At 71.3% G+C, this 11,949-nt stretch carries 9 protein-coding genes; 5 read left to right on the plus strand and 4 right to left on the minus strand.

Annotated elements, in window-relative coordinates; translation table 11 throughout:
* Positions 1-303: 303 nt before the first annotated feature.
* Entirely contained in the window at positions 304-1,551 is a 1,248-nt protein-coding gene (locus ABZ906_RS02075) for a phytase (protein ID WP_361378004.1), read from the minus strand.
* 786 nt (positions 1,552-2,337) lie between these two features.
* Between ABZ906_RS02075 and ABZ906_RS02080 the strand changes: the two genes are divergently transcribed.
* The 3 genes from ABZ906_RS02080 to ABZ906_RS02090 are packed head-to-tail and all read left to right on the plus strand — an operon-like array spanning position 2,338 to position 5,848.
* The gene (locus ABZ906_RS02080) at positions 2,338-2,667 is read left to right on the plus strand and encodes a hypothetical protein (RefSeq protein WP_361376277.1); all 330 of its coding nucleotides are present in this window, start codon (positions 2,338-2,340) and stop codon (positions 2,665-2,667) included.
* A complete protein-coding gene (locus tag ABZ906_RS02085; protein ID WP_361376280.1) occupies positions 2,664-4,760 on the plus strand; it encodes a bifunctional polysaccharide deacetylase/glycosyltransferase family 2 protein in 2,097 nt (698 codons plus the stop codon). Before ABZ906_RS02080 ends, ABZ906_RS02085 begins: the two co-directional genes overlap by 4 nt.
* Positions 4,757-5,848: an LCP family protein gene (locus ABZ906_RS02090; RefSeq protein ID WP_361376283.1), complete on the plus strand. Its 1,092-nt coding sequence runs from the start codon at positions 4,757-4,759 to the stop codon at positions 5,846-5,848. The genes ABZ906_RS02085 and ABZ906_RS02090 overlap by 4 nt, the downstream gene beginning before the upstream one ends.
* 65 nt (positions 5,849-5,913) lie before the next feature.
* On the opposite strand, the gene ABZ906_RS02095 is transcribed toward ABZ906_RS02090, so the two are convergent.
* Positions 5,914-7,086 (minus strand): magnesium and cobalt transport protein CorA, encoded by a 1,173-nt coding sequence (locus tag ABZ906_RS02095; protein WP_361376286.1) that lies wholly within the window; start codon positions 7,084-7,086, stop codon positions 5,914-5,916.
* A 135-nt stretch (positions 7,087-7,221) separates the two neighbouring features.
* Between ABZ906_RS02095 and ABZ906_RS02100 the strand changes: the two genes are divergently transcribed.
* Positions 7,222-8,409 (plus strand): winged helix DNA-binding domain-containing protein, encoded by a 1,188-nt coding sequence (locus ABZ906_RS02100; RefSeq protein ID WP_361376289.1) that lies wholly within the window; start codon positions 7,222-7,224, stop codon positions 8,407-8,409.
* 56 nt (positions 8,410-8,465) lie between these two features.
* Here ABZ906_RS02100 and ABZ906_RS02105 read toward each other — a convergent pair whose 3' ends face one another.
* Positions 8,466-9,113 (minus strand): LysE family translocator, encoded by a 648-nt coding sequence (locus ABZ906_RS02105; protein ID WP_361376292.1) that lies wholly within the window; start codon positions 9,111-9,113, stop codon positions 8,466-8,468.
* Between the two features lie 96 nt (positions 9,114-9,209).
* Positions 9,210-10,046 carry a helix-turn-helix transcriptional regulator gene (locus ABZ906_RS02110; protein ID WP_361192960.1) on the minus strand — a complete coding sequence of 279 codons (837 nt, stop codon included), beginning with the start codon at positions 10,044-10,046 and terminating at the stop codon, positions 9,210-9,212.
* 149 nt (positions 10,047-10,195) lie between these two features.
* Between ABZ906_RS02110 and ABZ906_RS02115 the strand changes: the two genes are divergently transcribed.
* Positions 10,196-11,896, plus strand: coding sequence for an AMP-binding protein (locus ABZ906_RS02115; RefSeq protein WP_361376295.1), 1,701 nt, complete (start codon positions 10,196-10,198; stop codon positions 11,894-11,896).
* Positions 11,897-11,949 lie beyond the last annotated feature (53 nt).

Below are 11,949 nucleotides of genomic sequence, written 5' to 3' on the forward strand. Positions count from 1 at the left end.
TTTCGGACAGGGGTCTGACGTGCCGGTTCCCGGCCGGGCCAGCAATGAAAGCGGGACGCGCCGAAAAGAACGAGTCAAGAGCGGGTGTTTCGTGCCATTGTCATGTGCCGGACGAACTCTCGATCGTCCTTGCGGGAGGAGCGTCTTATTCTGTGCGGGCGGAATTCAGGCCATGGTCGGAGCCGCGTATATTGGTAGCCAATTCAACTTGAAGAAAGCGTTATCCGCACCGGAACAAAAGAAGGCGGCGACCCCCGTGGGGCCGCCGCCTTCATCGCTCGCCAGGTGCGAGGTGTCCCGGCGTCAGTCGTCGACCGCGTCGAGCACGTCACCCAGATCCACGAACTTGAAGTTCGTGGAAGGCCTTTCGGGGTCGCCGGGCGCGTCGTGGCCGTCCTGCACGACGAGCAGCCCGTGCGGATACCGGTCGCCCAGCGGTTCGCCGAGGACCGCGGCGCCGTCGCACTCCTCGGAGCCGTCGAGCGCCGGGGACGCGGCACCGACGCGGAAGCCGCCCTCGTACTCGTTGCCGTCGGACAGTTCGCGGTCGTACGCGGCGAAGGTGTCGTCGCCCTGGCTGGAGGCCAGGAGATAGCCGTCGCCGCGGCCCTGGCGCAGCAGCGTCAGACCCTCCACGTCGGCCGTGAGGCGCTTGCCGCCATAGCCGGGGTCGGCGCCCGCGGAGCACTCCTCGGTCGAGGGGTCGTACGTCCCCGGCACCCCGTACTCGCGCACCTTGTCCACCAGTCGGGGCTTGCCGGTCAGGTCGGCGCGCAGCCGCCAGATGCCGACATCCTCCTGGCCCGCGTACAGCGTGCCGTTGGCCGGATCCACCACCATGCCCTCGACCTGGGGCAGCTCGCCGGGCTCACCGCACGGCGACCACGAAGTCCCGTTCGGCAGACGGAAGCCGGCGGGCAGGTCCAGTGTGTGGACCTTGCGGTAGCCGACCTTTCCGCCGCTCTTCGCCGTCAGTTCGACAAGCGCGATGCTCGTCCGCTCCCTGCGGCTGACCAGAGCGTAGGACCGGCCGGTGGAGGGGTCCGTCCATGTCGCGAGGCCGTACGCGGTGCGCTGCTCGTTGATCTCCTCCTGCGAGGAGGAGAAGACGGGCGCCGCGGCCGGGTCGGTGACGTCGGTGAGCGGGCCGCCCGCGCGGTCGCGGTCGATGCGGTAGACGCGCAGCCGGTCGCTGCCGCGGTCGCTGGTCACCGCCAGGTCCGCGTTCCCCGACGACAGGCGCAGACCGTGCACCAGGTCGACGTTGTTGAAGCGGCCGGGCGCGTCGTCGGGGCCCGGCGCGGCGGGCGCCGCGACGGACTGCACCTCGCGCGCGTCGAGGTCGTACACGCGAAGGCCGCCCTGCTTGGCGGTCGCGACGACCAGACTGCGGCCGGGGTCGGCGGGGTTGCGCCAGATCGCCGGGTCGTCGGCGTCCGCGTCGCCGCCCGCTTCGTCGTCGTGCAGGGCGGGGGTCTCGGCGCGCGGCTCGACGGCGGGCAGGGCCGTGGCGGCGAAGGCGCCGGAGTTCAGCGGCACGGTCGCGGCCATGGCGGCGACGGCGGTGACGAGAGCGAGGCGGCCGTATGAGGACCGACGTCTGCCGGACTGGTTCCTGCGAGGCTGTTCTGTACGGGACTTGGCCATGAAAGGGCATCCTGTCTGTCATGGGCATTTAATGACAGGAGCACTATGTGATCTTGTCGTGAAGTCGGCCCGGCAGATAGGGCGTCGGACAGCGAACCGCGAGGTGAACGGGCGATGTCGTCGCCTCCAGCTGTCCGCCCAGCGGTGAGCGGGCCGCGTTGCTGACCGGTAAACGGTGTGTTGCCGCACCCCGGAGTGACCGCCGCCACCGTCCGTTCGGGGGTGCCCGACCCGGTTCGCCCGAGTAGGGTCGGGGGCTGCGTGACGGCTGACGGCTGCACCTCGGCCTCCCGGCCCTTGTCGGGGCACATGCGTACGCGGCTCTCCGGCCCCTCCCGGAGAGGACGCGGGGCATGCGCGCGCGTACGGGAGCCCACCCGTGCGCGGCCGGGCTTCGGGTGCGGCTCTGACGTCTCACGTGCGGTACAGCGGGCCTCCGGGTCCGTCCCCCCACATAAAGAGTCGCGCGTGCGCGGCCACAGATCAGGAGCACCAGTGCAGGGCACCCCCCACATAGCCAGCACACCGCACGACGGGCGATGGTCGTCCGCGCATCCCCGTACGCCGGGCCCACCGGGCCGGGCGCCGGAGCCACCGGGCGCGCCCGAGAGGCGGCGTCCCCGGCCCGTCGCGCCCCAAGACCCCGTATTCATCGACCAGTCGGGCCTGCGCAAGCGGACGCTGCAAGGCATGGCCCTGATCACCGGCGGCGCCTGCCTCGGATATCTGCTGTTCGTCGGCACGCTGGTCGGCGGACTTCTGCAACCCGTCGGCACGCAGCCGCCGAGCACGAACGCACCGGCGCCCACCGGCCAGGACACCGGCGACGCGCGGCGCGGTTCCGGAACACCGGCCAGAGCCGGCACCGACGGATCGCAGACCGGGGCCCGGGCGGGCCGTTCCTCGAACACGGCGGACCGCACCGAAGGGTCCTCGAACACGGCGGACCGCGCGGACCGCCACGACCGCCGCCCGCCCGCCGGCAGAAGCGCCCCGCCGGCCGGGGGCCAGGGGCAGTGAGCCGGCAGGCCGCTGTCCACCGCCCGCCGCGCGGACACTGGCTCGTCCTCCTCCTTGTCCTTCTGGTCGTCACCGTCGCCCTCCTCTTCGAGGGCTGGACCACCCACCAGATCGACTCGGCACGCACCAAGCCGCCGTGCACCCGCCCGATCCCGCGCGAGGCGGACGACGGGCAGCCCATCCTCAGGTTCGGCCCGAAGGGGGTCGACACCACGGCCATGCCGCCGGGGACCGTCGCGATCACCTTCGACGGCGGGCCCGACCCGGAGTGGACGCCGCGCGTGCTCGACCTGCTGCGCAGACACCACGCACGGGCGACCTTCTTCGTCTACGGGAAGGACGCGGCCCGGCATCCGAAGCTGATGCGGCGGATCGTGCGCGAGGGCCACGAGGTCGGCTCGTACACCTTCAGCGGCGGCGACCTGGGTGTCGCCTCACCGCTGCGGGCACGCCTCGAACTGTCCCTCACGCAGTCCGCCTTCGCGGGCGCGGCCGGCGTCAACACCACCCTGCTGCGGCTGCCGCACACCACGGCCGCCGACACGCTCTGCGGCCCCGAGTGGACGGCCGCGCGGCGAGCGGCGGCGCAGGGGTACCTCGTGGTCGCGTCGGACTACAAGGACCGCAAGCCGTGGCGCGGCCTGGTGTCGCAGCACAGCCAGACCGACCTCGGCTACCGCGAGGCCGAGGACCTCCTGAAGGACCGCAGGGTGAAGTCGTTCACCACGGTCAGCGGCGGCCTCGGCCGTCCCTCCTTCGTCCACGCGGTCCCGGTCGCGCAGGAGATCAAGGGCGAGGGGCTGATCTGGTCGCAGAAGCTCGGGCGCGCCTTCCTCACCGTGATGGTGTGGACGCTGACGCTCGCGGGCGTGCTCGGCGTCCTGCGGATGCTCCTGTTCATGCTGTTCGCCCGGCTGCACGTGCGCAGGCTGCACCGGTACCGGCCCGGCGCGCCACGGCTGCGGGAAGTGCGCGACCCGGTGACGGTCCTGGTCCCCGCGTACAACGAGGAGGCGGGCATCGCCTCCACCGTGCACTCGCTGCTCGCCTCCACCCACCCGCACTTCCAGATCATCGTGATCGACGACGGCTCGACCGACACCACCGCCGACATCGCCGAGGACATCGACGACCCGCGGGTGACGGTGATCCGGCAGCCCAACGGAGGCAAGCCGAGCGCCCTCAACACCGGTCTCGCCCACGCCCGCCACGACATCGTCGTGATGGTCGACGCGGACACCATCTTCGAACCCGAGGCCCTTGCCCGTCTCGTCCAGCCGCTCGCCCACCCGGCGGTCGGCGCGGTCAGCGGCAACACCAAGGTCGGCAACCGGCGCCGCCTGCTCGGCAAGTGGCAGCACCTGGAGTACGTGCTCGGCTTCAACCTCGACCGGCGGATGTTCGAGATCCTGGAGTGCATGCCGACGGTGCCGGGGGCGATCGGCGCCTTCCGCAGGGACGCCCTGATGGGCGTCGGCGGTGTCAGCGACGAGACCCTGGCCGAGGACACCGACCTCACGATGGCGCTCTGGCGGGCGGGCTGGCGCGTCGTCTACGAGGAGTCGGCGGTCGCCTGGACCGAAGTGCCGGTCAGTATCCGGCAGTTGTGGCGACAGCGCTACCGCTGGTGCTACGGAACCCTCCAGTCGATGTGGAAGCACCGGCACGCCGTGACGGAGGTGGGGCCCGCCGGGCGCTTCGGCCGTCGCGTACTGCTCTACGTCACGCTGTTCCAGATCGTCCTTCCGCTGTGCGCGCCGGTCGTCGACATGTTCGCCCTGTTCGGGGCGGTGTTCCGCGATCCCCTGGAGGCCGCCCTCGTCTGGCTCGGCTTCTTGTCCGTCCAGTTGGTCACCGCCGCCTACGCGCTGCGGCTCGACCGCGAACGGCTGCGCGTGCTGTGGGCGCTCCCGCTCCAGCAGTTCGTGTACCGGCAGCTGATGTACCTGGTGGTCATCCACTCCGTGACCACGGCGCTGCTCGGCACCCGCCTGAAGTGGCACAGCATGCAGCGCACCGGGACCGCCGATCCGTATCTCCTTGAAGCGCCCTCCGAAGAGGAGCGGCGGAGCCTGCAAGGGAGCCGACCATGACAGACCCGCTCGACCAGCGGGCCGGACAGATCACGCCCTTCGCCGAACGGCCCAGCTCCCGCTACGGGCCCCGGCGCGCCCACGCCCGGCAGCCGAAGAAACGCAAGAAGCTGCGGCGGGCGGTGCTCGTCCTGCTCGGCGTCGTGCTCGCCCTGGCGGGCGGCACCTACGGCTGGGCGGAGACCCGGCTCGACCGTGACGTCGACCTCGGCGCGTACGGGGACCGTCCGCCACCCGGCAAAGGAACCAACTACCTCATCGTGGGCTCGGACAGCCGCGACGGCCTGTCGGAAGACGCCGTACGGGACCTGAAGGCGGGCGGGGGAGGCGGGCGGCGCACCGACTCGATGATGCTGCTGCACACCGGGGCCAACGGCTCCAGCCTGGTCAGCCTGCCGCGTGACTCCTGGGTCACTCTGCCCGGCCGCCTCGACACGACGACGGGCAAGACCAAGCTGCCGGAGGGCGACAAGCTGAACGCCGCCTTCTCCTACGGCGGCCCCGAACTCCTCGTGCACACCGTCGAGAAGAACACCGGGCTGCGCATCGACCACTACGCGGAGATCGGCTTCGCCGGGTTCGTGAACATCGTCGATGCCATCGGCGGCGTACGGATGTGTCTCGACCGGGACATCAAGGACGAGAAGTCGGGCGCGGATCTGCGCAAGGGCTGCCACACCCTGAACGGCGAGCAGGCGCTCGCCTTCGTCCGCCAGCGGCACCAGGAGAGGGAGGGTGACCTGGGGCGCTCGAAGAACCAGCAGAAATTCCTGTCGACCCTGGCCCACCAGGCGGCCCGCCCCGACACCCTCTTCGACCCGACGGAGATAGGCCCGGCCGTGCAGGCGGGCCTCGACACCCTCATCGTCGACAAGGACATGAGCCTGCCCGATCTCAGCAAGATGTTCCGGGCGGTGCAGGCGGTCTCGGGCGGGAAGGGCAAACGCATCAACGTACCGGTGTCCGGCTTCGGCGTCCCGACGTCCAAGGGCAACGTACTGAAGTGGGACGCCGAACGCTCGGCCCGCCTCTTCGCCGAACTACGACACGACAGACCGGTCACGGAGACGGGCAAGTCACGTCGCTAGCAACCTCGTTCGGGCGACGCGCCTGGCTGGTGGGGTCGGCCCCGTTCTCCGGGACTCCTGCAGCTCTACAGCCAGTCGCGTCGCTTGAAGATGAAGTACAGGCTGACGCAGACCACGGCCATCAGACCGATCGCGAACGGGTAGCCGAACGCCCAGTGCAGTTCCGGCATTTCGTCGAAGTTCATGCCGTAGATCGTGCCGACGAGGGTCGGGGCGAAGAGGATGGCGGCCCATGAGGAGATTTTCTTGATCTCTTCGTTCTGCTCGAAGCCCGCCTCCGCCAGTGCCCGCATCTCCGCGTTCTGCTGCTGTGTGACCAGTGTGGAGTTGACCGTGAGGATGTCCGTGAGGGCCTGGCGGAAGCCGTCGACGCGTTCGCTGGTGTGCGTGACGTGGTCGGCGACGTCACGCAGGTAGCGCTGGAGTTCCTCGTCGGTGCGGTACTTCGCGAAGCCCGCCATCAAGGAGTGCAGCATCGCCACCAGGGGGCGGGTCGCGCGCTGGAACTCGACCATTTCGCGGGAGAGTTCGTAGATGCGGCGGGAGACCGCGGGGTCGCCCCTGAAGACCTCGGTCTCGATCTCGTCGATGTCGTTCTGGACGCCCGCCACGACCGGGGCGTATCCGTCGACCACCGCGTCCAGGATCGCGTAGAGGACGGCCTCCGGGCCGAGCTTGAGGAGTTCCGGGCTCTCCTCCATGCGGCGCCGTACGGCGGTCAGGTCCGGCGCGGCGCCGTGGCGCACCGTGATGACGAAGTCGGGGCCCACGAACACATGCAGCTCGCCGAAGTCGACCTCCTCCGGGGCGTCCAGGTAGCGGGCCGCGCGCAGGACGACGAACAGGGTCTCCCCGTAGCGCTCCAGCTTCGGGCGCTGATGGGCCTCCATCGCGTCCTCGACGGCCAGCTCGTGCAGGTCGAACTCGGCGGCCAGGGAGAGGAGTTCGGCCTCCGTGGGGCGCGCGAGGCCGATCCAGGCCATGCCGTCGCGCTGCTCGCGCAGCGCCCGGAAGGTGTCGGCGAGGGAGGAGGGCGTCGCGACGCGGACCCCGTCACGGTAGAGCGCGGCCTCCACGATGCTCGCGGCGTCCGCAGGTGCGGGGGAGAGGGCCGCGGGTGCGGCCCCGGGGTCCGCGGAGGCTCCGTTCCCCGCTGCCGAAGAGGCCCTGGCCGGGGCGGTGCGCCGCCAGCCGTGCCTCTTCTCGCCCGGTACGGGCCGGGACCGGCGCTCCGCCATGCTGGATGCCTCCGAGGTCGAACGTGTGTCTTTGCGGCCTCGATGAGGATATACGCCCCAAAAGTCGCGAGCATGGCACCGTCCCGACGCGCTTGCGGACAGCAGGTGTCCGCAAGTCCCGCTAGCGTGCGGAGCATGACGAAGACGCCGAGCACGTCGCACAGGTCGAGCGAGCCCAGTACGTCGAAGCCCTCCGGTGCCCCGCCCGCCCCCGTGCTCAGCACGCGCGCCCTGGGCCGTGCCACCCTCGACCGGCAACTCCTCCTGCGCCGCTCGGTCGGCCTCTCCGTCGAGGGCGCCGTCACGCACCTCCTCGGTCTCCAGGCGCAGAACGTGAAGCCGCCCTACTACGCGCTCGCCGCACGGCTCGAAGGCTTCGACCCGCAGGACCTTTCCGGGCTTCTCGCCGAGCGCGCTCTCGTACGCATCGTCACCATGCGCTCGACCATCCACCTGCACACCGCCGACGACGCTCTCACCCTGCGTCCGCTGGTACAGGGCGCCCGCGACCGTGAGCTGCACGCCTTCCGCAAGGGGCTGACCGGGGTCGACCTGGCGGAGCTCGCCTCGCTCGCCCGCGCCGCCGTAGAGGAGGAGCCCCGCACGATGAAGCAGCTGCGGGAGGTCCTGCTGCCGCACTGGCCCGACGCCGACCCGCAGTCGCTCGCCGTCGCCGCCCGCTGCTCGCTGCCGCTGGTCCAGGTCACCCCGCGCGGCCTGTGGGGACGCAGCGGGCAGGTCGCGCTCACCACCGCCGAGCACTGGCTCGGCCGCCCCAGCGAGCCGGTGCCCGCGCCCGACGCCACCGTGCTGCGCTACCTCGCCGCCTTCGGGCCCGCATCCGTCAAGGACATGCAGACCTGGGCGGGCCTGACGCGGCTGCGGGAGGTCTTCGAGCGGCTGCGGCCAGAGCTCCGTACGTTCCGGGACGAGAGCGGCGTCGAGCTCTTCGACCTGCCCGACGCGCCCCGCCCTGACGCGGACATCCCGGCGCCGGTGCGCTTCCTTCCCGAGTACGACAACCTCCTCCTGTCGCACGCCGACCGCAGCCGCGTCGTACCGGCCGAGTACAAGGGCCGTACGTGGAAGGGGAACTTCGCCTACAGCGTCTTCCTGGTCGACGGCTTCCTCGCCGGGGTGTGGCGCATCGAGGAGGGCGCGGGCGAGGCCAAGGGGTCCGCCGTCCTCACCATCGAGCCGTTCGGCAAGCTGACCGGGGCGCAGCGCCACGAGCTGACGGAGGAGGCCGAGCGGCTGCTGAACGGTCCATTGAGCGAGGCCGCCACGTATGACATCCGCTTCGGAACGGTCATCACGCGTTGATCCGGCACGGTCATCACGCGTTGAGCGGGTCGAGAGCGGATTGAGCGGACGGAGTCTCAGTCCGCCCGGCCCGTCGCCGCGACGGTCACTCCGAGCCCGATCATCGTGACGCCCCCGGCCCCGCCGATCATCGAGAGCCGCCGCTCCGAGCGGGCGAACCAGCTGCGGGCCGCGGACGCCGTCAGGCCCCACAGCGTGTCCGTGACCAGGCCGATGCCGATCGGGACGAGACCGAGCAGCAGCATCTGCGCGGGCAGATGACCCGCCGAGTGATCCACGAACTGTGGCAGCACCGCCGCGAAGAACACGATGCCCTTCGGGTTCGTCACGCCGACGAGCGCGCCGTCCAGGACCGTCCGCAGGTCGGAGCGCGCGTCGCCGGGTTCGGACGCCCCCATGGACTGAGCCCGCATCTCGCCCCGGTGCCGGAAGGCCTGCACGCCGAGGAAGACCAGATACGCGGCGCCCGCCAGCTTCACCGCCATGAACACCGCGGCCGACCGCTCGACGAGCGATCCGACACCGAACGCGACGGCGAGCACCAGGACGTACGACCCGAAGACGTTGCCGAGCGCCGTCGCCACGGCCGTGCGCCTGCCATGGGCCAGGGCCCGGCCGATCACGAACAGGACGCTCGGCCCCGGGATCACGATCACCAGCAGCGACATCGCCGCGAAGGCCAGAAAACGGTCCGTGGACACCATGCCCATCACCCCCTCAGGGGCCTCATTCAATACGCCGTCGGCGTCGCTCCGTAAGGCACCCGCGAAGGCATTCTGCGCAGGCATTCACGGCGGCCCTCACGGCAACAGCCCCGCCCTGCGCGCCGCCACCACCGCCTCAAGACGCGTATGCGCGCCCAACTTCCGCATGGCCGCCCGCAAATACCCCTTCACCGTCTCCGGCCGCAGCCCGAGCCGCTGCGCCGCCACCGCGTTCGTCACGCCCCCGGCCACGCACGCGAGGACGTCCACCTCACGCGGCGCGAGAGACACCGTCCGCTCCCGGGCCGGCGGCAGCGTCGCCGCCGATGCGAGGCGGCCGCACACCGCCAGTATGTCGGCCCGCAACGCCGGGTCGGCGATCCGCGGTGCCAGCTCCCGGAGCGCGCCGTGCGCCTCGCGGACCTGCTCCCAGGCAGGACCGGCGCCCGGCTGCGGCTCCCGCGCCGCCACCAGGAGCGCGCGCACCTCATCACGTACGGCGAGGGCCTGCTCCACGTCCCGCGCCGCGTCCACCGCGGCCGACAGCGTGCGGTCGCCGAGCGGCTGGGCCGAACGCAGGGCCCCGTACAACACGCCCCGCACCCGGCGTCGTACCACCACCGGCACCGCGAGCACCGAGCGCAGCCCCTCCGCGGCGACCGCGGAGTCGTACTCATGGCTGATGTGGCGCGATCCGTGGTAATCGGTGACCGCGCAGGGACGCGAGAGCGCGACCGCCTTGCCGCCGAGTCCGTTCCCCGCCGATACCGCGAGCCCCCGCAGCGCGGGCGTCCCCGTGCCCGTCAACTCGCCGATCCGCACCTGCCGCCGCCCCTCGACGAGACCCCCGAAGGCCACCGGAAGCCCCGTGGCGCGCCGCAGCCGCAGCAGCGCGGCCCGCATCTCGACCGCCTCACCTCCGTCAGCCGTCACGCCCAAGACCTTTCCCTCCGGACACCCCCCGTCCGGGGGTGGTGAGATCCGCATCACGAATTACACGATGCTATGTGGCGTCCGGCAATGATCGCGGCGAAGAGCACGGCAAGGGTTTTGGGCCCCGGACCGGCGACGAGGAGAGCGCAATGACGACGACGGGCACGACGAGCGGCAGCCGCACGGAGCAGTTCCGCGCGGCCCGGGACTTCCTGCTGCGGCACCGCGAGGACTACGAGGCCGCGTACGAGGGGTTCGCCTGGCCCCGCTTCGAGCGGTTCAACTGGGCCCTCGACTGGTTCGACGCCATCGCCGAAGGCAATGACCGCACGGCCCTGCACATCGCCGAGGAGGGCGGTGCCGAGCAGCGGTTCAGCTACGCCGAGATGGCGGCACGCTCGAACCAGGTGGCCAACTGGCTGCGGGAGCAGGGCGTCGCGGCCGGTGACCGGATCCTGGTGATGCTCGGCAACCAGGTGGAGCTGTGGGAGACGGCGCTCGCCGCGATGAAGCTGCGCGCGGTGATGATCCCGGCGACCCCGCTGCTCGGGACGGTGGACCTGCGGGACCGGATCGAGCGGGGCAGGGCGCGGCATGTGATCGTGCGCGGCGAGGACGTGGCGAAGTTCGCGGGAGTGCCCGGCACGTACACGAAGATCGTCGTCGGCGACGAGTCCCCGGAACAGGGCTGGCTGTCCTACACGGACACGGCGTCTGCCGCGCGCGCCTTCGAGCCGGACGAGCCCACGGCGGCCGACGACCCGCTGATGCTCTACTTCACCTCGGGCACGACCTCGCAGCCCAAGCTGGTCGAGCACACCCATGTGTCGTATCCGGTCGGGCACTTGGCGACGATGTACTGGGTCGGCCTGAAGCCCGGTGACGTCCACCTCAACATCTCCTCGCCGGGCTGGGCCAAGCACGCCTGGTCCAACCTCTTCGCCCCGTGGAACGCGGAGGCGACGGTCTTCATCTACAACTACACGCGCTTCGACGCGGGCGGCCTGATGGCGGAGATGGACCGCGTGGGCGTCACCAGCTTCTGCGCGCCGCCCACGGTGTGGCGGATGCTGATCCAGGCGGACCTGGGGCAGCTGCGTACGCCGCCGAGGGAGATCGTGGCGGCCGGTGAGCCGCTGAACCCCGAGGTGATCGACGCGGTGAGCCGTGCCTGGGGCGTGGTGATCCGCGACGGCTTCGGCCAGACGGAGACCGCGGTCCAGGTGGCCAACTCGCCCGGCCAGCGCCTGACGCCCGGCTCAATGGGCCGGCCGAGCCCCGGCTACAAGGTCACGCTCCTCGACCCGGTCACCGGCGAACCGGGAGCGGCGGAGGGGGAGATCTCCCTGGACCTGTCGGCGCGGCCCGTCGGCCTGATGACCGGCTACCACGGGGACGCGGAGCGCACCGCGGAGGCGATGGCGGGCGGCTACTACCGCACGGGCGACATCGGCTCGCTGGACGCCGACGGCTACCTCACCTACGTCGGCCGCAGCGACGACGTCTTCAAGTCCTCCGACTACAAGGTCTCGCCCTTCGAGCTGGAGAGCGCGCTGCTCGAGCACGAGGCGGTCGTGGAGGCCGCGGTGGTGCCCGCGCCGGACGCGCTGCGGCTCGCCGTCCCGAAGGCGTACGTCGTCCTCGCGAAGGGCTGGACGCCGGACGAGGAGACGGCGGCGGCGATCTTCGAGTACACCCGCTCGGTGCTCGCTCCCTACAAGCGCATCCGGCGCATCGAGTTCACACAGGAGCTGCCCAAGACCATCTCGGGCAAGATCCGGCGGGTCGATCTGCGGGAGCGGACGGAGAAGGGGTCGGCGGACGAGTGGCTCGAGCGGGCGAAGGGCTGAGGGCCGTGGCTGCCCCGGACCCGTGGACCGGCGGGCCGACCGGCCTGACCGGT

Origin of the sequence: Streptomyces sp. NPDC046925 (assembly GCF_040644915.1) — a bacterium.
GTDB lineage: Bacteria > Actinomycetota > Actinomycetes > Streptomycetales > Streptomycetaceae > Streptomyces.